This is a genomic window from Burkholderia sp. Bp8984 (assembly GCF_003853755.1).
Lineage (GTDB): Bacteria > Pseudomonadota > Gammaproteobacteria > Burkholderiales > Burkholderiaceae > Burkholderia.
Map to the genome: position 1 here is coordinate 45376 of NZ_QTQN01000007.1, position 19530 is coordinate 64905.

The window sequence follows — 19530 nt, forward strand, 5'->3', positions numbered from 1 at the left end:
GCGCCGCTGCTACGATAGCGGGCGCCTCTCCTGAAACGCTTCGCCATGCGCCGACTCGCCCTTCCGTTCGCCGTCGCCCTGATCGCCGGCTCCATCGCCACTGCCCACGCCACGCCGGGCGGGCCCGCGGCCGCGCCGGCGACGTCCGCGCCCACGATCGTCCCGCCCGCAACGGTGGCGCCGGCCGCCCAGGAACCGCCGGTGAATCCGGGCAGCAGCGTCGTGCTGCGCGCGTTCCGGTCGGCGTCGCTCAAGCGCGACTGGTCGTACACGGTCTACCTGCCGCCCGGCTATAACCCGGAAGGCGCGCGCTACCCGGTGCTGTACCTGCTGCACGGCAATGCCGGCAATGCAAACGACTGGATCACGCAGGGCCGGCTGCAGGCCACGGCCGACACGCTGATCGAACGCCGCGAGATCCCGCCCGTCGTGATCGTGATGCCGCAAGGCGGCACCGACTGGTACGTCGACCGCAAGGAGAAGATGCAGAGCGCGTTCCTGAACGACCTGCTGCCGGAAGTCGAAGCGCACTTCGCGGTGTCGAACCAGCGCGCGGGCCGCGCGATCGGCGGCGTGTCGATGGGCGGCTTCGGCGCGCTGCGTTTCTCGCTGCTCGAACCGGGCCTGTTCTGCGGCGCGATGCTGTTGAGCCCGGCGATCTACGCGAACGAGCCGCCGCTCAATTCCGCCGCGCGCTATGTCGGCGTGTTCGGCGACCGGCAGTTCGACCCGCGCGTGTGGCACGAGCTGAACTACCCGGCCCTGATGCGCGGCTATTTCGCGCGCAACTGGCGCGTGCCGATGTTCATCGCGGCCGGCGACGACGACCTGACGATCCAGGCCGAATCGAGCGTGCTGTACACGCAGCTGCGCCGCGCGCAGAACCCGGCCGAACTGCGCATCGTCGATGGCGGGCACACGTGGGACGTGTGGCGCGGGGTGCTCGGGTCGGGGTTGAAGTACGCGCTGGAATGCGTGAAGTAATGCGTGACGTAATGGAGCCGGCCGACGCGTCAGGCAACCGCACAACGATCACCTGACGCCGCTTCCTACTCTGCGCCGGCGTCACCGGCGCAAGGCGCGCGCCGCGCTGTCGCGCTGCCTCGCGGCCGATTCAATTCCACGCGTGACGCGCCGGCCGAACGCCGTTCAGGTAGTAGTTGCCGACGAGGTGATACTTCCACCGCACCGGATCATGCAGCGTGTGCGTGCGCGCATTGCGCCAGTGCCGGTCGAGATTGTGTTCGGCGAGCGTCGACTGCGTGCCCGCCAGCTCGAACAGCTTCTCGCCCGCTAGCAGCGCGATCTCGGTCGTCAACACCTTCGCCTCGCCGACCGCGACCGATGCACGCGCGACATCGTCGTCGGTCACCGTGCCGCGCGCGCCGATCTCGTCGAGCGTGCGCGCCGCACGTTCGAGCAGCGCTTCCGCCGCATGCAGCTGGATGTGCAGACGGCCGATCTCGCGGACGATCAACGGATCGTCGGCCGCCCGCTCGACGCCGCTGTCGACCCACGGCCGCGTGCGCGTGCGCACGAACGCCTCCGTATCGGCGATCGCGGCCTTCGCGATGCCGGCATCGATCGCCGCCTGAATGATCTGCGACAGCGGGCCGTTGAGCGTCGGCTCGTCCGACACGCGCTGCGCGTGCAACACATGCGAAGCCGGCACGCGCACGCTGTCCAGCACCACCGTGCCGCTCGCGGTCGTGCGCTGCCCGAAGCCCGACCAGTCATCGATCACGGTCAGCCCCGGCGTCGGCTGCGGAATGTAGGCGAGCCATGCCTGCTGCGTATCGTCGAGGCCGAGCACCGGCACGTAATGCGCGAACAGTGCGCCGGTCGAATAGAACTTCGTGCCGTCGACGACATAGTCGTCGCCGTCGCGCCGCACGCGCGTCTTCAGGTCGAGCACGTGCTTCGTGCCCTTCTCCGAGAAGCCGTTGCCGAAGCGCTTGCCGCTCAGGATCTCCGCGAAGAAATGGCGCTTCTGCGCATCGGTGCCGGCCAGCGCGATCACGTCGACCAGCCCGAAGTGGTTCTGCGGCAACTGCCCGAGCGACGCATCGGCCGCCGCGACGATCTTGATCACCTCGGTGAGCGTCACGTTCGAGACGCCCGCGCCGCCGTAGGCCTTCGGCACCGTGATCGCCCACAGCCCCGACTGCGAGAACCATTCGATCTCGTCGCGCGGCAGCCGGCGCTCGCGGTCCCGCTCGGCCGCCCCTTCGGCCAGCCGTTGCGCGAGTGCCTGCGCAACCGCGATCGCCTGCGCGTCGTCGGCGATCACGCGGGCCACCTGCGGTCTTGCGTCGGCCGGCCGGTCCTGAATCGTCGCGCTCGTATCTGACATCGGGCTCTCCTGTCGAATCACGAAAGCACTCAATCTAGCAGCGCGCCGCAGGCCGGCAAACCGAGCGATTCTCGTAACGATATTCCTTCGGATAACAAACGACATCGCACGGCACCGCATCCGCTTCCGCGCTTCGGCGTCGCGATCGACGCCCTGGCGTCGACGTTTCACGGTGCCGTTCGCATAATGCGCAGCGACGATAACGATCTGCGAATCCGTTATTGGAACGTGCGCGTCGTGCTTCCTATACTGGGCTCCCGGTGCAAACGGCCCCGCCCTACGAGGAACCCCGCATGACTTCGTCGCACGCAGATACCGAATTGTCCACCGGCACCGACTACGACGCGCTCGCGAGCCGGTTCCGGCCGATCTTCGACCGGATTGCCGCCGGCACCGCCGAGCGCGAACGCCGCCGCGAACTGCCGTACGAAGCGATCGGCTGGCTCAAGGCCGCCGGCTTCGGCGCGATACGGCTGCCGGTGCGTGACGGCGGCGCCGGCGCGTCGCTGCCGCAGCTGTTCCGGCTGCTGACCGAACTCGCCGCCGCCGACTCCAATCTGCCGCAAGCGTTGCGCGGCCACTTCGCGTTCGTCGAGGACTGGCTGAACGCGCCGCCCGGGCCGCAGCGCACGACGTGGTTCGATCGTTTCGCGACCGGCCAGCTCGTCGGCAATGCGTGGTCGGAGGCCGGCGACGTTCCGCTCGGCCAGACGATCACCAAGGTATCGGAGCAGAACGGCCGGCTCGTGTTGAACGGCCGGAAGTTCTACAGCACCGGCAGCCTGTTCGCGGACTGGATCGACGTGTTCGCGCAGCGCGAAGAGGATGGCAGCGACGTGATCGTCGCAATCGCCACCGGGCAGCCCGGCGTGATACTCGAAGACGACTGGGACGGCTTCGGCCAGAAAACGACCGGCAGCGGCACGACGCGCTTCGAGAATGCGGCGGTCGACGCCGACCACGTGATCGATTTCGCACGCCGCTTCAAATACCAGACCGCGTTCTACCAGCTGTTCCACGTCGCCACGCTGGCTGGCATCGGCCATGCGATCGTGCGCGACGCGGGCGAGCTCGTGCGCGGCCGCACGCGCGTGTACAGCCACGGCAACGCCGCGCGCGCCGGCGACGATGCGCAGCTCCAGCAGGTGATCGGCGAAATCGCGTCGTGGGCCTATGCGGCCGATGCGCTCACGCTGCGCGCCGCGCAACCGCTGCAGCAGGCGTACGTCGCACGCTTCGGCGGCGACGACGAAGCCGAACATGCCGCCAACGTCGCCGCCGAAATCGAATCCGCGCAGAGCCAGCTCGTCGTGTCGGAACTCGTGCTGCGCGCGGCGACGCGCCTGTTCGACGCGCTCGGCGCATCCGCGACGCGCAGCACGACCGCGCTCGACCGTCACTGGCGCAACGCGCGCACGGTGTCATCGCACAATCCGCTCGTCTACAAGGCGCGGATCGTCGGCGACTGGGTCATCAACGGACGCACGCCACCGTTCGTCTGGCGCGTCGGCAACGGTGCAGGTGCGCAAGCCGGCACGGAAACGGGAGCGGCGCGATGAGCAAGACCATCCGCTTCAACGCGTTCGAAATGAATTGCGTCGGCCATCAGTCACCCGGCCTGTGGGCGCATCCGCGCGATCGTTCGTGGCAGTACAAGGATCTCGACTACTGGACCGATCTCGCCCGCGTGCTCGAACGCGGGATCTTCGACGCGATCTTCATCGCGGACGTGATCGGCTACTACGACGTCTACCAGGGCAGCAACTACCACGCGCTGCACCAGGCCGCGCAGATCCCCGTCAACGATCCGCTGCAGCTCGCCGCGCCGATCGCAATGGCGACCGAGCATCTCGGTATCGGCATCACCGCGTCGACGACGTTCGAGCATCCGTACACGTTCGCGCGCCGGCTGTCGACCGCCGACCATCACACGAAGGGCCGGCTCGCGTGGAATATCGTCACGTCGTATCTGGAAAGCGGCGCGAAGAACGTCGGCGACAACGGACTGCGCACCCATGACGACCGCTATGCGGTCGCGGCCGAATACGTCGAGGTGCTGTACAAGCTGTTCGAAGGCAGCTGGGAAGACGGCGCGGTCGTGCGCGATCGCGACGGCCGCGTGTTCACGCATCCGGAGAAGGTGCACGAGATCGGTCACAAGGGGCGCTTCTTCGACGTGCCCGGCTATCATCTGTGCGAGCCGTCGCCGCAGCGCACGCCGGTGCTGTTCCAGGCCGGCGCGTCCGGCCCCGGCAAGGCGTTCGCCGCGCAGCACGCCGAATGCGTGTTCGTCGCCGCGCCGACCCGCCCGCAACTCGCGCGCTATGTCGCCGACGTGCGCGCGCAGGCCGCCGCCGCGGGCCGCGACCCGCACGACGTGCTGATCTACAACCTCGTCACGGTGATCGTCGACGAGACCGACGAGAAGGCGCAGGCCAAGTTCGACGAGTACCGCCGCTATGTGTCGTACGACGGCTCGCTCGTGTTCATGTCCGGCTGGACCGGCATCGATTTCGGCCAGTACGCGCCGACCGATCCCGTCCGGCGCGTCGAGACGAACGCGATCGTGTCGGCCGTCGAGCATCTGGCCGGCGGCGATATCGCGTGGACGATCGAGGAACTGGCCGCGTGGGGCGGCATCGGCGGGATGGGGCCCGTGTTCGTCGGCTCCGCGCAGACCGTCGCGGACATCCTGCAGGAATGGGTCGCCGCGACCGACGTCGACGGCTTCAACCTCGCGTATGCCGTTGCGCACGAAACCTTCGAGGACATCGTGCGCTACCTCGTGCCGGAGTTGCAGCGGCGCGGCGTCTATCCGACCGAATATGCGCCGGGCACGCTGCGCGAGAAGCTGTTCGGTGCGTCGGCGCGGCTGCCGGACGCCCATCCGGCCGCGAGGTTTCGCGACATCGAACAGGTCAAGCGCGACGCGCAACAGGTGGCCGACTACGCGTGACGGCCAGCCGGGCTGGCCAGCCTGCACGAGGGCGGCCAGCCGCCCCGACGAACGACCGCGCAACTGCCGCGCCGATCACCGGTCGCGCTGCCGCCGATCGCACCGCGCCCTGCCGCTCACAGCCACGTCCCGCCCTGCCGCTCGTTCGGTTCATCGGCGAGCGCGTCGAAATCGTGAATCCAGTCCAGGTGATGCAGCACGCTGTCGCGCTCGCCGAGACGCGCATTGCGCGCCTGCGCGGCCGGCCCGTCGGGCAGATGCAGCACGTCGGCCGCGGAGATCGACGCGTACTGCACCTTGCGCGTGCGGCCGCGCCGCAGCCGCTCGTACGCTTCCTGCGCCTCGCGCCAGTTGCCGCGCCCGGCCTTCGCCAGCTGCGCGGCCAGCACCATCGCGTCCTCGATCGACTGGTTCGCGCCCTGCCCGTGATGCGGCACCAGCGCATGCGCGGCGTCGCCGATCAGCGTCACGCGCCCGCGGCTCCAGCGGCCGAGCGGCGGCCGGTGGAACAGCCCCCAGCGCTGGCTGATCGGCACCGCGGTGATCATCTGCACCACCGCCGGATGCCAGTCCTTGAACAGGCGCAACTGCTCGCCCTCTTGCGCCGGCATGACCCAGTCGCGCGACGGCCACGGCGACGGATGACGCTCGACCAGCAGGAAGTTCTGGTCGCCGTTGTCGCCGATCGGATAGTGCAGCAGATGGCCGTGCGGCCCGACCCAGAACTGAATGGTCTCGGGATCGGGCAACAGGTCCATCCGCTCGGCCGGCACCACGCCGCGAAAGCCCGAGCACCCCGAATACAGCACGTCGTCGTAGCCGAGCATCCAGCGCCGCGTGATCGAACGCGCGCCGTCCGCGCCGATCACGAGATCGGCGTCGACGCGTGCGCCATTGGCGAAGCTCAGCGTGACGCGATCCGGATGCTGCGCGAGATCGACGAGCCGATGGCCGAGATGAATCTGCCCGACACCGACCGCCTTCGACAGGATCGCCTGCAGGTCCGCGCGATGCACGCCCCAGTACGCGCCGCCGAACTGCCGGCGATAGTCGGGTTCACCGCGATGATGGCCGATCACCGTGCCGCTGCGCCCGTCGCGATAGACGAGGCCGGGAATCTCCGCGCACACCGCGTCGAAAGCCGGCCGTAATCCCATCCGTTCGTAGAAGCGCGTCGCGTTGGCCGACAGCGCGACGGCTGCCCCCACCTCGCGCAGCACGTCGGTCTGCTCGTACAGTTGCGCGTCGATGCCCAGCTCGCGCAATGCAAGCGCCAGCGTCAAGCCGCCGATGCCGGCCCCGACGATCGCGATCCTCAGATTCGTCTGCATGATGAACGTGTCTCCGATATTCAGATGGTGAGTGGTCGAGGCCGCGGTGCGCGCGCCCCGCGCGGCGCGCCTGTCGAATGCGAGCGCCGTATCGGTATTTTCAGCAGCGCCCCCTTATCCCACAATAAAATGCAGGGAATCTGCTTCATCACCAAATGGAATGATCGGAGACAACCCGGAACCATGGAACTGAGCGAGATCGACCTCAATCTGTTGCTGCTGTTTCAGCGACTGATGCAGGAGCGGCGAGTGTCGACCGTCGCCGAGCAGATGAACATGAGCCAGCCGGGCGTCAGCAACGCGCTCGCGAAGCTGCGCCGCCGGCTCGGCGATCCGCTGTTCGTGCGCGGGCCGGGCGGCGTGGTGCCGACACCGTTCGCGCTGCGCCTGGCCGAACCGGTTGCGCACGCGCTGTCGACGCTGCATGCCGCGCTCAACCCCGAGACCGGTTTCGATCCGCTGCGCGCATCGCGCACGATGACGATCGGGATGACCGATATCGGCGAAGTCGTGTTCCTGCCCGCGCTGCTCGAACACCTGTCGCGCACGGCACCGGGCATCGCGCTCAATACGGTGCGCAACACGAGCGTCAATCTCGCCGACGAGATGGCCGACGGCCGCGTCGATCTCGCGATCGGCCTGCTGCCGCAGTTGCAGGGCGGGTTCTATCAGCGCCGACTGTTCGATCAGCGATACGTGTGCCTGTTCCGGCGCGGGCATCCTCTCGAGGACGCGCCGCTGACCGTCGACGCATGGCGAGCGGCCGAGCATCTCGTCGTGGTGTCGGCCGGCACCGGTCACGGCCAGGTGGACGAATGGCTGAAGCGCCGCCGCGTGAAGCGCCGCGTGCGGCTGACGGTGCCGCATTTCATGAGCGTCGGCTATATCCTGCAGCGCACCGACCTGATCGCGACCGTGCCGGAACACCTGGCGCTGCAGCTCGCCGCGCCGTTTTCGCTCGGCTGGCGCGCGTTGCCGGTCACGCTGCCGGGCGCGCCGATCCACATGCTGTGGCATGCGCGCGTGAATCAGGATGAGGGCAACCGGTGGCTCAGGGACGTCGTGGTCAGCCTGTTCGCGGAAGCCGGAACGCGTGGACGCAAGGCCGCGCCGACGCGCAAGGCATAGCCGCTCGCGTCGCGAAATCCGGCGTGCGCGGTAGGATGTCGCTTCGACCGGCGCGGCGAGTCCATCGCGCGCCCGCCGCCGCTTTCCTCATCCAACCCGCAGGAAATCAAGCCATGTCTGCCTCGAAGAAGTTCGCCGCCGTCACGGGCGCCGGATCCGGCATCGGTCGTGCCGCGGCAATCGCGCTCGCGAACGCCGGATTTGCCGTCGCGCTGCTCGGACGCAAGGAAGCCTCGCTGCGTGAAACGAAAGAGGCGATCGTCGCCGACGGTGGCGACGCACACGCGTTTCCGGCCGACGTCACCGACGAAGCGTCGGTCGAACACGCATTCGCGCAGATCGCGCAGCGGTTCGGGCGGCTGGACGTCCTCTTCAACAATGCCGGGCGCAATGCGCCGGCCGTGCCGCTCGACGAGCACGAGTTCGACGTGTGGAACGACGTCGTCGCGACGAACCTGACGGGCGTCTTTCTGTGCGCGCGGGCCGCGTGGCGCCTGATGAAGGCGCAAACGCCCCAGGGTGGCCGGATCATCAACAACGGCTCGATCTCCGCCTATACGCCGCGCCCGAACACGATCGCGTACACGGCCACCAAGCATGCGGTGGCCGGCATCACCAAGTCGCTCGCGCTCGACGGCCGTGCATACAACATCGCGTGCAGTCAGATCGACATCGGCAACGCGGCCACGTCGCTGACGGATCGCATGACGGAAGGCGTGCTGCAGGCCGACGGCCGCATGGCGCCCGAGGCGCGGATGGACGTCACGCATGTCGCGAATGCGGTCGTTCAGATGGCGACTCTTCCGCTGGACACGAATATCCTGAACATGACGATCATGGCGACGACGATGCCGTTCGTCGGACGGGGATAAAGCCCGGCGCCGCGCCGTTTCTGCCGCGCCGGGCCGCGATGCCGGGCACGTCGCCCGGCTGCCCGGCGCCGCTCGTCCTTGACAAGTTGCGTGTCGCAACTAATATTACTTGCGACACGCAACTTTCCCGGGCTCGCCATGGACCTCATCGATATTCCGTCGAAGACGCGCGAAGCGACGATCCTCGAGCTTCGGGACTTCTCGCGCAAACTGGTTCGCGAACTGGGTTTCATGCGGGCGACATTGGCCGACAGCGATCTGGCGCCGTCTGCCGTTCACGCCGTTCTCGAGATAGGCATGGCGCCCGGCATCAGCGCGAAGGATCTGGGCAGCATTCTGCGTCTGGATAAATCGAACACGAGCAGGCAGCTTTCGCGGCTCGAAATGGCCGGCTTCGTGACGCGCCGCATCTCGCCCGACGATGCGCGTGCGACGCAGCTGTACCTGACTGCCGACGGGCAGAAACTGCGCAAGAAGATCGACCAGTTTGCGACACGTCAGGTGTCGAATGCGTTACGCCGGATGGTTCCGGCGGACCAGCAAACCCTCGTCCGCGCCCTCGCGCTTTATAGCGATGCGCTCGCGCAAGACAATGCCACCGACGCGCGCACGCCTAAAGCGGACACCACGCAGATCGTCGACGGCTACCAGCCCGGCTGTATCGGCGACATAGCAAGCCTTCACGCGCGGTTCTATTCGGAACACTGGGGGTTCGGCGCTTTCTTCGAGAAAAAGGTGGCGACCGAACTCGCGGAATTTGCCGGCACCCTGCCGGCCGAAGGCAAGGCTCTGTGGCTCCATGCCGAACACGGCCGCGCGCTCGCCTCGGTCGCGATAGACGGGAATAAAGCCACGGGAATCGCACATTTGCGGTGGTTCATCGTCGACGATGGATTGCGTGGCTTCGGGATCGGACGGGAACTGATGACGCGCGCCATGCATTTCGTCGATGAGCAGCAGTTCGACGAGACCTACCTGTGGACGTTCAAGGGGCTGGATTCGGCACGCCACCTATATGAATCGTTCGGTTTTGCGCTGACCAGCGAATCGGAGGGCGCGCAATGGGGAACCAACGTCGTCGAGCAGCGCTTCAGCCGGCGGCGGCCAGGTCGATAAGTCGCCGCACGTTTCATCGATCGTGATAGATCGCGAGCCAGACCGACCGTTCTTCAAGATGCGTCCACGCGACACGATGCCGGCAATGCGGTTCGATCAGCACGTAATCGCCGGGGCGCATGTCGTGCAGCGTCGCGTCCGCTTCGAACTCGAGCACCGCGGCGCCTGACAGCAGCACGACCCATTCGGCACGCGAATCGTCGTACCAGAATCCATCGGGACTCGTGTGCCCCATCGACACGATCCGCTCGACGTTCAGGCGCGATCCCGCGACGAGCACGTCGACGCGCTCGTCGTCGCCGCGCGCACCTTCGAGGCTGAACAGGTTGCCGGTCTGGCGTTGCATGGTTCGACTCCGGGTCGGCCTTCGGCTGAAGGCGAATGACGCCAATGTAGCGCGAAGGCCGGCATCGCGGCGAACTTGTTTGCGGGTTCCGGCAAGCGCTGCATTCACGCGGCCGCCTCGGCGTCGATATCGCGCGCCGTCGGTTCATGACGCACGATCAGCAGGAACACGATCGGCGTGGCCGCGCTGACCGCGACGACCCAGAACATGTCCGTGCCGAGACGGGCCTGCAGGATCGGCAGCACGAACAGCGCGAGCGCCTGGCCGATCCCGCACAGCGAGCGCCCGAAGCCGACACCGGTGCCGCGGATCGCCGCCGGATACGACAGCGTCGGATAGATCATCATCTGCGCACCCGGCCCGAAACCTTCGGCGAACAGCCATGTGCCGAGCATCAGCAGCACGAGGCCGATCGCGAGCGCGCCGTGCGGATGCCCCGCCAGCGCGAGCGCGACGAGTGCGACGAACTGCAGCGCGAAGCCCGCGATCGCGACGTGACGCGACGGATATCGATACGCGAGACGCATGCCCAGCAAGCCGCCCGTCAACGCGAACAGCACGTTCAGCGCAAGCGACGCCGCGATCGTCTCGAACACGCCCGCGCCGAGAAACTGCGACAGGATCGACGGCAGGAAGAACGCGATCGCCGTGTATTCGAACGGAATGCACAGGTTCATCACGCTGGCGACGATCGTTCGGCCGAGATACGGACGCTGGAACAGCACGCGAATCCGCACGGGCGGCGGGCTAGGCTCGCGCGGCGCGTCGTCCGCTTCATGGGCGTGAATGCCGTACGACTCGCGCAGGATGCGCGCGGCATTGGCCAGGTCGCCCTGGTTCGCGGCCCACAACGGCGATTCGTTCATGAAGCGATTCCGGACCAGGATGATGACGAGCGCCGGCACCGCGCCGAAGATCAGCGACGCGCGCCACAGCCAGCCCGCATGCTCGGCCGGCAGCAGGAAATACATGCCGAAGATCAGCAGGAAGCACACCGACGACGCCACGTACCACATCGGGCACCATGCAGCGAGCCGCGACGCCTTGTTGCCGCGGCCGTTGAACTTCGAGAATTCCGCGAGAAACGCCATCGCGACGGGCAGGTCGATGCCGACCCCGAGCCCCATCACGAAGCGCGCGGCAATCAGCACCCAGACGTTCGGTGCGAGCCCGGCCGCGATCGCCGCGACGACGAAGAACAGCATGTCGGCCATGAATACCTGATAACGGCCGATCCTGTCGGTCAGCCATCCGCCGATCAGGCTGCCGAAGATCGTGCCGATCATGATCGCCGAGCCGACCAGCCCCGTCAGCGCGGGCGTCAGGCCGAATTCGCGCGCGACGTCGTCGATGCCGTACGACAGTGTCGTCAGGTCGTACGCGTCGAGAAACACGCCGCCGAGCGCGAGCAGCACGATCATCCGCGCGTGGCTGACGGAACTGTCCGTCGTATTGATCAGGCGCGCGACATCGCTCGCGGAGCGGATGGGCGCGGAAACCGGCGTGACTGCGTTCAGATCGATCGAACTCATCGCATTCCCTTGTTCGCCGCATGGCCGGCGATGTCCACATGGAGACAGGAACCCGACACGTGCATGCACGCTCGCCATCACATGAAAAGTGGATGCTGGAGCGTCGACACACAGGCATTCGGGTTCCGGAAGCGACGATTCTGTTCCCGCGATCCGGCATTCCCAACCGATATAAACCGATAAATTATTCGGTGTACGTCATAAAGTTTCGCGGCCGCGTACGCCTGGCAGGCACGCGCAGGTGCAATCGCGACCGCGGCGGGCTCGAGGCAATTCGAGCGCGGCCACGCGCCTGCACGTCGCGCCACGCGTCATGCCGGCGGCTGAAACGCGACGACCTTGTTCCGGCCGGTCGCCTTCGCGTAGTACAACGCTTCGTCGGCAGCCTTGATCACGGCCTCGGCCTCGGCATCGTGCTCGGGCGTCCAGCTCGCCAGGCCGATACTGGCCGTGACGTGCCCGTGTTCGCTGCCGGCGTGTTCGAGCGGCAGCTCGTCGATCGCCGCGCGAATCCGCTCGGCAATCTGGGCGGCACCCGTCTCGGCGGTATCGGGGAGCAGCACGACGAATTCCTCTCCGCCATAGCGGGCTGCGGTGTCGGCCGGCCGGCGAATGTTGTCGCCGATGCAGCGCGCAACCGCAGCCAGCGCATCGTCTCCCGCCTGGTGGCCGTAGGTATCGTTGTAGGCCTTGAAGCGGTCGACATCGACGAACAGCAACGAGAACACCGATCGCGCGCGCCGCGCGCGGCGCCATTCGCGGTCCAGCACTTCCGCGAAGCTGCGGCGATTGTTCAGGCCGGTGAGACCGTCGGTGCGGGCGAGCAGCACGAGTTCCGACTCGGCGCGCATCCGGCGCCGGAGTTGCGTGCCGAGCATGAAGGACACCCCGATGAACGCGGCGCCGAACGTCGCCACCAGCGCGCCGATCGTCACGGCGCGGTGCCGCCAGGCCGCATAGATATCCTGCTCCGCTTCCGCGACCATGATGATCAGCGGGAGCTTGGGTAGATGTTTGAAGTAATAGAGACGGCGCACGCCGTCGATCGACGACGTTTCAGAGAACGAGCCCTCCGGCGCGGTCTGGAATCGCCGGAAGGTCGCGGCTTTGCTGATGTTGCGCCCGATGGTATGCACGTCGTACGGCTGGCGCATCACCATCACGCCGTCGTTGCCGATCAGCGAGATCGAGCCGTGCTGTCCAAGCGACAGGCCGGCGAACAGTTGGTGGAAATACTCGAGGTTGACCGCAATGAGCACGACGCCGGCAAACGAGCCGTCCGGGTTCGAGATCCGCCGCGAGAGCCCGATGCTGGGCGAGCCTCTTCGCAGGCGCGATATGAACGGATCGCTGACGTAGAGCCCTGCGTCCGGATTGTCGCGGTGGATGGTGAAATACTTGCGATCGGCGAAATTGCCGTGACGCGGCTCGTCGCCGGCGGAATCGAGGACGATGTTGCCGCTGGCGTCGAGCACCAGCATCGAGCCGAGAAACTCTGCCGTCATGGCGTGATCGAACAGCACGGCGCGCCGCAAGCTCGCGGGCGCGGTCATCACGTCGTGACGTTGAAGCCCCGCGATGACAGCCTGCAGCGACAGGTCGTAGAGTTCGAAATTGCGTTCGATGTCGCGCTCGGCGATCAGGCCGAGATTGCGGGAGGTTTCGCTCGCCCGCGCGAGCGCGTCGTTACGGCTCTGGAACAGCTGCAACACGCACAGACCCATGAGCGCGCACGCAATCACGATACCGATCACGACGATGGTATAGGGCGCCGTCGACCTGAATTGCATGTGTCTCCTCGATGATCACGCTCGTGCGCGGCGCACGACGCGATTACCTCATACTAAATAACGCGCGGGGACATATCAAGCGGGGTTGCCCCGGTCACCGCGCGGCATGGCGCACGATGCCGGGATGCTGCACAACCGTCCCTCACACATCCGGATCCGGAATTCGCGCCGACTGAATCACGACCAGCGTATCCCCCGCCTCGATCCGGCACGGCGGATCCTCGTAGAACGAATGGATCTTCCCGCAGCGATCGAGCCCGACGACGATCGCGCCCGGCACGACGTTCGTCATGCAGCCGATTTCGTGCGGCAATGCCTCGCGCTCCAGCAGCGTCGCGCGCCCGCGCGTCGACAGCATGTCGTTCACGAACGGCACGATGTAGCGGCTATGCACCGCATCCGCGAGCAGCAGCGCGCCGATCTTCGTCGACGACACGATCACGTCCGCGCCCGCCTGCCGCAGCTGCCGCTGATACAGGTTCTCCTGGATCCGCACGACGATCTTCGTCTCGGGCGCGATGCTGCGCACCGACAGCGTCAGCAGGATCGCGGTCGGGTCGTCGGTCACCGAGATGATCACGGCCTTCGCCGAGCGCACTTGCGCCTGCTGCAGCAGATCCTCGTGCGCGGGATCGCCGAGCAGCCCCGTCACGCCGAGCGACGTCGCTGCCTCGAGCGCCTGCTGCTGCGCGTCGATCACGATGACCGTCGACGGATCGACACCGCTTTCGAGCAGCTCGCGCACGGCGATCGACCCCGACAGGCCGTAGCCGCACACGACGATGTGATCGGACAGTTGCTTCTGCAGGCGTTTCATGCGGAATTCCTCGATGACGCGCTGGATCACGAACTGATACGCCGTGCCCAGGAAGATGAACCAGATGCCGATGCGGATCGGCACGATGAAGAATGCATCGATCAGACGCGCGCGCGCGGTGACCGGCACGATGTCGCCGTAGCCGACCGTCGCGACCGTGACCATCGTGAAGTACACGAGATCGGCGACATTCATCGGCGTGCTCTTGGTCGAATCGCGCAGGCCGTCGCGATCGAGATACAGCACGAGAAACGCGAGCATGCACAGCACCACGACCGCGCCGAGACGGAACAGCAGCGTGCGCCGCGGCGACGTCGCGGGACGCGTGAACAGCGTGCGCGCACGCGGCGCCTGCCACGGATCGCGGGCACGACGCAGGCGTGAGCGCAACGAGCGGCGCTTGTCGGAGGGCGTTGCCAACGGGGAATCTCCTGAAGATTGCGGGCTCGATTCTACGACGGGAACACGCGGGCCCGTCCGCTACAGCATGCTGCGCGGCCGCACCATCGTCCCGTCGGCGAAACGCCCGGCGCGGAACGCCGCCAGGTCGAGCGACGGCGCGCCCGTATCGACCCATTCGGCCAGCAGCCGCCCGACGATCGGCCCCATCGCGAAGCCGTGCCCGCAGAAGCCGGTCGCGATCGCGAGCCCGGACGGCGTGCCGGGCGCGTCGATCACCGGAATCCCGTCGGGCAGCACGTCGATCAGGCCGGCCCAGGCCTCGACGATCTGCGCGTCCTTCAGCGCGGGGAAGATCGCCTTCAGCTTCGCGAGCGCGCGCGGCGCATGCGCGCGATTCGGCTGCGGCTGCGGATCGCGCGGCTCGATCGGCCCGCCTCCGCCGCCGATGCGCGCGCAGGCATCGCGCCACGCGGCGCCATTCAAATGCAGCCGGAACTTCTCGCGCTGCGACCAGAATTCCGGCCAGAACAGGCTCAGGCCGCGCAGATGGCCGAGCGTCAGGTCGACGTCGACCTGCATGTCGTCGGCGAGATTGATCGCGCCGTTGCTGCGTTGCCGGATGCCGAGGCCGTGCCCCCAGATCGTCGACGCGGACACGTCGGGCAACACGTTGGTGCGCATGCAGGTGCCGCGCACGGCCTGCTGCGGCAGCCGGATGCCGACGCCGTCGAGCAGCCGGAAGCTGGTCGCGCCGGCCGCGCAGATCACGCGCCGCGTGCGGATCGTGCCGCGCTCGGTCACGACGCCGACGACCGCGCCGCCGGCCGTCTCGATCGCCGTCACGCCGCAGCCTTCGAAGAAACGCGCGCCGGCTTGCGTCGCGCGCGCCGCGAACGCGGCGGCCACGCGGCGCGGTTCGGCCTGCCCGTCGGTCGCCGTATACAGCCCGCCGAGCGTGCGCGCCTGCGTCGACAGCCCGGTCACGCGTTCGTCGATTTCCGCGCGCGTCAGCGTGCGCGTGTCGAGCCCGTGTTCGCGCGCAACGGCGAGCCACGCCTGGAACGACGCCCAGTCGTCGTCGTTGTCGGCGATATAGAGGCAACCGCCCTGCCGCCATTCGAGGTCGAAGCCGAGCGCCTGCTCGAGCCCTTCCCAGATCCGCATGCCGGCCATCATCAGCGGCACTTCGGCGGACTCGCGGCCCTGCTGCCGCACGAAGCCCCATGCGCGCGTCGATTGCTGGCCGGCAATGCGCGACTTGTCGAGCACGACGGCCTTCAGGCCGCGCAGGCCGAGGTAGTAGGCGGCCGCGCAGCCCATGATGCCGGCGCCGGCGATCACGATGTCGGCTTCGGCCGGAAACGCCGTGTCGGCGTGCGTCAATGCGTCGTGCAGCGGATAGGTGGTCGTCATTGTTCTCTGTTGGCGTCGATACGCCGGCACACTCATCGGCGTTCGCGATGGCATGCGCCGGACAGGCGCCCGGATTGAGGATCGGGAGGGCGAACGTGGGGGAAAGTCGATGAACGATCCGGTGCGCGGCCGCGGCCCCGCCATCGGTGACGGTTGCCCGTCGACCGTCCCTGTTTTTTCGCCTTGACGGCGCTATGTTACCGCGCGATAAACTGTATATCCATACAGTATTTCTTCAGCAGTAACATGATCCTCCCCCCATTCGATCCCCCGAAGCTGAACGACCTCACCGAATGGTGGACGAAGTGCACCTACGCCGACGTCCAGCGCCTGATCCTCGAGGTGCAGCACCTTCGTCTGACGCTGTGGGAACTGAAAGCGCACGTCGCGGATGCATCGCGCGGGATCCGCGTGCTCGATCCGGCCATGCTCGCGCACGGTTCCGCACTGAGACGGCTGACCTACCTGCTCGAAAAGGAAATCGAGCGCGCGAATCCGATCGGCCGCTCGCGCGACGTGTATGCACCGTTTTCCGATGAATGGCGCGCGCGTGAAGTGCTGCGATGTGCATTGCGCGCGCAGCCCGAACCCGCGGAAACCGGCACGCTTCCCTGCACGATTCCGGAATTCCAGCGCATCACCTGGGCCGAGCTTCGCGATCGCTGGCGCCATCTGAGCGACAGGCAATCGAGCCGGCAGAACATCGAGCAACGCATGGTGCTCGAGATCGCGCGTCAGCGATCCGTGATCCTCGCGCGCGCGCGAAAACTCGTCGATGCCGCGATCGCCGAAGCGGCCGCGGAAGGCAAGCAGTTGTTCGCGCTCGATCAACTCAAGCGGCTGCTGTCCGTCGAGCGGGAAGACGGAGAGCCGTTCACGTATATGCCGGCGTAAGGCGATTCGAATTCGGTGGTCGTTTTTCGAGGGTTCTTCGATGTCGTTCGTTTTCCTGATCATGACGACATGACGATACTTTCCCGTGCAATGCGTCGGGCAGGCCATGCTTCATTGATCAATGCCGAAGGCGCGATGACCGCGAGGTCATCGCGCCACATGGACGTTATCGAAGATCGAAAGGCGCGGTTCGCGCCGGGACGATCCCGGTGCAACCGGTATCGGGGTGATCAGTGTGGATAGCTCAACCGACGCGTTTGCGCGCGCACCGTGCGGTTGTACGGCTGAAGCCGCGCGAGCTGTTCGATCGACATCGTGACGACTTCGAGCACATGCCGTGCGATCTCGTCGTCCGTCATGCCGGCGTCGACGTACTGTTCGATGCTCATCGTTCGGGGCGGATGGCTGCCCGCGTCGGCGTCGACGATGTAAATCCTGGCAGTACGGTGCTCCGACGACAACATGAGCTGGACAGTTTTACCGAGAACGACGATCTGCATGCACAAAGTGGCCATTCGCTGCCTCCAATTGCGTTGCCTTCAATCGAGCATCGAACGATACCTCACAACCCGGGCGATGAATCTACTCGCTTCCCCGGATATTCGAAACCATCAGGAATCAATCGCGGGCCGGCTGTCCATCGCCTTCCGCGAACCTTTCTGCCGGGCGCGACGATCCGGGCGCGTCGCCATGCGGCAACGGCGCCACGCGGCAAAGGCGAGAAGGTGCGCGCGACCCCGCCGCGCCTCCGGGCGTTACTCGTGATTTTCGCTTTGAATGGGGGGCGCCCGTTCGGCGCCCTAATGGCTCACAGTGCATGCACCGGCCGGTCGAGCCGGCGCCCGTCGTGCCCGGGCAAACGACGCGCTACGCGTAGCGGCTCAACCAGGCTTCGGAGAATGCTTTCGCGTAGGCGACGGCGTCCGCTTCGGTATCGAATTCGCCCAGCTTGCGGAAAGCGGCCTCGCGGCTGAAACCCAGCTTCGTGACCTCGACCTGGGCGGCATATTTGCCGTCCTCCGTCACGCGCGGTTCGCAGTTCATTTCGTACCCGCGCATCACAAATTTCTTCTGCATCGCTTCAACACTATTTTGAGACGGGCGAATCGTAGCATGGGGTTCCGCCGCGTTCATGCGCGTGCCCGACCAGAGCATCCCCATCGGTTTCATTAGAGTAAGCCGTCGAACCATCCGCGTGTAAGATCCGGGGCCAGCTGGCACGACTCGGACGCCATGTAAAAATTTGTCGCCGACGCAGCGGCACGATGCCGCGCTTCGGGTCGCCGACACGCCCTGCTCTGGTGCATTTCGTCGGCAGTGCGGTGCGATTACGTGCCGCTCGGCGAGGAATCGTGTCCCGGCGTCTCGCGATCCGCGTCCGAAGGTTGCGAACGGGCCAGTGGTGCCTGACGCACGCCTGTGGATCTAGCGTAACGTCGTGACACACCTTTCACAGAAAGGCACCGATTGCGACATGGAATGACACTCGTTTTGCGGTAAAGTTATCTTTTCCGCGCGTGGCCGGTCGGCTCGCCCCTGGACGTCGTAAAGACTGTCCGCCGAGACTGCCGCAAGGCGTCGTTCTGAACGTCACGATCCGTTCCCGTAGCATGACCACTGAAGCAATCACCACGGATTCCCTCGCGGTTGCCGAGCGCGTGCGCGAGCTGATGACCCGCAACGGCATCGGCAAGCGCCAGCAAACCACCGAGCTGTGCCGCATCCTCGACCTGAGCTTTTCGCAGGGTCACCGCAAGCTGCGCGGCAGCAGCCCCTGGACGCTCGCGCAAATCAAGAAAGTCGCCGAAGCCTACGGCGAGCCCGCCGCTCAACTGTTCGGCGCGCAGACGCTCGACCCCGGCATGGTCGGCGCCTATTCGCAGGAGGCCGTCCTGTACGCCGGCGTCGCCGAAATTCCGTGCACCGCCTGGATCGGCGCGCCGCTCGAAGCCGGCGCGCGCCCCGAGTTCGTCGCGTACGAACAGAACGGCCGCTGGCGCGTGCTGCGCCATACGGGCGTGCTGTATCAGAACGCGTACGACGTGCACAAGATCGAGATCTATCCGCGCCGCGCGGAGAGCGACAAGCTCGTCGTCGCGGTGATCGATCCCGATCGCGTCAGCGCGACCGAGTTGTGCCGCTATCTCGAGCGGCAGGGATTCTCGACGGCCGCGTTCGACGGCCTCGCACCGTTCGTCGACGCGCTGCAGGGCCAGGCGTTCGACGCGGTCGTCACCGAATGGCTGTTCGACGACAGCACGGCCGCCACCGCGATCAAGGCGGTGCGCACGTCCGACAATCCGGGCGCGCCGATCTTCGTGCTGACGGGCGACCTGCTCACCGGCCGCGCGAGCGAAGCGGACATCAGCGAAGTGATCCGCGCATTCGACGTCGTCTGCTACGAAAAACCCGCGCGCATGGCGATCCTCAGCGCCGACCTCGCGAAGCGGCTCGCACGCGGGTAATTCCCGCACGCCGTCTACCTCTTTCGCATGGCCGGCGCCCCGGCGGCGCGGCGGTCGTGAACAGGTTCCTCAGTACAATAGCCGGACCCCGTTCACGACCGGCATCCGCCGCCCG

General features: G+C 66.7%; 17 protein-coding genes. 8 read left to right on the forward strand and 9 right to left on the reverse strand.

The window, feature by feature from the left end; genetic code table 11:
* Positions 1–45 precede the first annotated feature (45 nt).
* A complete protein-coding gene (locus DID98_RS09640) occupies positions 46–984 on the forward strand; it encodes an esterase family protein (protein ID WP_124520705.1) in 939 nt (312 codons plus the stop codon).
* A 130-nt stretch (positions 985–1114) separates the two neighbouring features.
* On the opposite strand, the gene DID98_RS09645 is transcribed toward DID98_RS09640, so the two are convergent.
* Positions 1115–2353, reverse strand: a complete 1239-nt coding sequence (locus tag DID98_RS09645; RefSeq protein WP_124520707.1) for an SfnB family sulfur acquisition oxidoreductase — start codon at positions 2351–2353, stop codon at positions 1115–1117.
* A 293-nt stretch (positions 2354–2646) separates the two neighbouring features.
* On the opposite strand from DID98_RS09645, the gene DID98_RS09650 reads away from it, so the two are divergent.
* A complete protein-coding gene (locus tag DID98_RS09650) occupies positions 2647–3912 on the forward strand; it encodes an acyl-CoA dehydrogenase family protein (RefSeq protein ID WP_124520709.1) in 1266 nt (421 codons plus the stop codon).
* Positions 3909–5309: an LLM class flavin-dependent oxidoreductase gene (locus DID98_RS09655; RefSeq protein ID WP_124570636.1), complete on the forward strand. Its 1401-nt coding sequence runs from the start codon at positions 3909–3911 to the stop codon at positions 5307–5309. Before DID98_RS09650 ends, DID98_RS09655 begins: the two co-directional genes overlap by 4 nt.
* Before the next feature lie 116 nt (positions 5310–5425).
* Here the strand turns inward: DID98_RS09655 and DID98_RS09660 are convergent, their stop codons facing one another.
* The gene (locus DID98_RS09660) at positions 5426–6640 is read right to left on the reverse strand and encodes an FAD-dependent monooxygenase (RefSeq protein ID WP_124520713.1); all 1215 of its coding nucleotides are present in this window, start codon (positions 6638–6640) and stop codon (positions 5426–5428) included.
* A gap of 183 nt (positions 6641–6823) precedes the next feature.
* Between DID98_RS09660 and DID98_RS09665 the strand changes: the two genes are divergently transcribed.
* From DID98_RS09665 to DID98_RS09675, 3 genes are all read left to right on the forward strand, one after another.
* The gene (locus DID98_RS09665) at positions 6824–7768 is read left to right on the forward strand and encodes a LysR family transcriptional regulator (RefSeq protein WP_124488134.1); all 945 of its coding nucleotides are present in this window, start codon (positions 6824–6826) and stop codon (positions 7766–7768) included.
* A 113-nt stretch (positions 7769–7881) separates the two neighbouring features.
* On the forward strand, positions 7882–8640 hold the full coding sequence (locus DID98_RS09670; RefSeq protein WP_124520955.1) for an SDR family oxidoreductase: 759 nt from the start codon (positions 7882–7884) through the stop codon (positions 8638–8640).
* Positions 8641–8778: 138 nt separating this feature from the next.
* Positions 8779–9756 carry a helix-turn-helix domain-containing GNAT family N-acetyltransferase gene (locus DID98_RS09675; protein ID WP_124520715.1) on the forward strand — a complete coding sequence of 326 codons (978 nt, stop codon included), beginning with the start codon at positions 8779–8781 and terminating at the stop codon, positions 9754–9756.
* A 13-nt stretch (positions 9757–9769) separates the two neighbouring features.
* On the opposite strand, the gene DID98_RS09680 is transcribed toward DID98_RS09675, so the two are convergent.
* From DID98_RS09680 to DID98_RS09700, 5 genes are all read right to left on the reverse strand, one after another.
* A complete protein-coding gene (locus tag DID98_RS09680; protein ID WP_124520717.1) occupies positions 9770–10102 on the reverse strand; it encodes a cupin domain-containing protein in 333 nt (110 codons plus the stop codon).
* A 104-nt stretch (positions 10103–10206) separates the two neighbouring features.
* Positions 10207–11634, reverse strand: a complete 1428-nt coding sequence (locus DID98_RS09685) for an MFS transporter (protein WP_124520719.1) — start codon at positions 11632–11634, stop codon at positions 10207–10209.
* Between the two features lie 311 nt (positions 11635–11945).
* Positions 11946–13424 carry a sensor domain-containing diguanylate cyclase gene (locus tag DID98_RS09690; protein WP_124488138.1) on the reverse strand — a complete coding sequence of 493 codons (1479 nt, stop codon included), beginning with the start codon at positions 13422–13424 and terminating at the stop codon, positions 11946–11948.
* A gap of 142 nt (positions 13425–13566) precedes the next feature.
* Complete coding sequence (locus DID98_RS09695) at positions 13567–14661, reverse strand: TrkA family potassium uptake protein (protein WP_044843218.1); 1095 nt, start codon at positions 14659–14661, stop codon at positions 13567–13569.
* 60 nt (positions 14662–14721) lie between these two features.
* Entirely contained in the window at positions 14722–16056 is a 1335-nt protein-coding gene (locus DID98_RS09700) for an FAD-binding oxidoreductase (protein WP_124520721.1), read from the reverse strand.
* A 246-nt stretch (positions 16057–16302) separates the two neighbouring features.
* Between DID98_RS09700 and DID98_RS09705 the strand changes: the two genes are divergently transcribed.
* A complete protein-coding gene (locus DID98_RS09705; RefSeq protein WP_124520957.1) occupies positions 16303–16950 on the forward strand; it encodes a hypothetical protein in 648 nt (215 codons plus the stop codon).
* Between the two features lie 230 nt (positions 16951–17180).
* On the opposite strand, the gene DID98_RS09710 is transcribed toward DID98_RS09705, so the two are convergent.
* Both DID98_RS09710 and DID98_RS09715 read right to left on the reverse strand, forming a co-directional pair.
* On the reverse strand, positions 17181–17465 hold the full coding sequence (locus tag DID98_RS09710; protein ID WP_124520723.1) for a hypothetical protein: 285 nt from the start codon (positions 17463–17465) through the stop codon (positions 17181–17183).
* A gap of 352 nt (positions 17466–17817) precedes the next feature.
* Positions 17818–18027, reverse strand: a complete 210-nt coding sequence (locus DID98_RS09715) for a hypothetical protein (protein ID WP_044843214.1) — start codon at positions 18025–18027, stop codon at positions 17818–17820.
* A gap of 533 nt (positions 18028–18560) precedes the next feature.
* Here DID98_RS09715 and DID98_RS09720 point away from each other — a divergent pair.
* Positions 18561–19415, forward strand: coding sequence for a helix-turn-helix domain-containing protein (locus tag DID98_RS09720; protein WP_044843213.1), 855 nt, complete (start codon positions 18561–18563; stop codon positions 19413–19415).
* Positions 19416–19530: the final 115 nt, after the last annotated feature.

Bases quoted from the DNA above. Each gene is read 5' to 3' on its own strand.
- DID98_RS09700 (WP_124520721.1), bottom strand. From the start codon at position 16,056: ATGACGACCACCTATCCGCTGCACGACGCATTGACGCACGCCGACACG.
- DID98_RS09660 (WP_124520713.1), bottom strand. From the start codon at position 6,640: ATGCAGACGAATCTGAGGATCGCGATCGTCGGGGCCGGCATCGGCGGC.
- DID98_RS09650 (WP_124520709.1), top strand. From the start codon at position 2,647: ATGACTTCGTCGCACGCAGATACCGAATTGTCCACCGGCACCGACTAC.
- DID98_RS09715 (WP_044843214.1), bottom strand. From the start codon at position 18,027: ATGCAGAAGAAATTTGTGATGCGCGGGTACGAAATGAACTGCGAACCG.
- DID98_RS09655 (WP_124570636.1), top strand. From the start codon at position 3,909: ATGAGCAAGACCATCCGCTTCAACGCGTTCGAAATGAATTGCGTCGGC.
- DID98_RS09670 (WP_124520955.1), top strand. From the start codon at position 7,882: ATGTCTGCCTCGAAGAAGTTCGCCGCCGTCACGGGCGCCGGATCCGGC.
- DID98_RS09685 (WP_124520719.1), bottom strand. From the start codon at position 11,634: ATGAGTTCGATCGATCTGAACGCAGTCACGCCGGTTTCCGCGCCCATC.
- DID98_RS09690 (WP_124488138.1), bottom strand. From the start codon at position 13,424: ATGCAATTCAGGTCGACGGCGCCCTATACCATCGTCGTGATCGGTATC.
- DID98_RS09645 (WP_124520707.1), bottom strand. From the start codon at position 2,353: ATGTCAGATACGAGCGCGACGATTCAGGACCGGCCGGCCGACGCAAGA.
- DID98_RS09640 (WP_124520705.1), top strand. From the start codon at position 46: ATGCGCCGACTCGCCCTTCCGTTCGCCGTCGCCCTGATCGCCGGCTCC.
- DID98_RS09675 (WP_124520715.1), top strand. From the start codon at position 8,779: ATGGACCTCATCGATATTCCGTCGAAGACGCGCGAAGCGACGATCCTC.
- DID98_RS09705 (WP_124520957.1), top strand. From the start codon at position 16,303: ATGATCCTCCCCCCATTCGATCCCCCGAAGCTGAACGACCTCACCGAA.
- DID98_RS09710 (WP_124520723.1), bottom strand. From the start codon at position 17,465: ATGGCCACTTTGTGCATGCAGATCGTCGTTCTCGGTAAAACTGTCCAG.
- DID98_RS09720 (WP_044843213.1), top strand. From the start codon at position 18,561: ATGACCACTGAAGCAATCACCACGGATTCCCTCGCGGTTGCCGAGCGC.
- DID98_RS09680 (WP_124520717.1), bottom strand. From the start codon at position 10,102: ATGCAACGCCAGACCGGCAACCTGTTCAGCCTCGAAGGTGCGCGCGGC.
- DID98_RS09665 (WP_124488134.1), top strand. From the start codon at position 6,824: ATGGAACTGAGCGAGATCGACCTCAATCTGTTGCTGCTGTTTCAGCGA.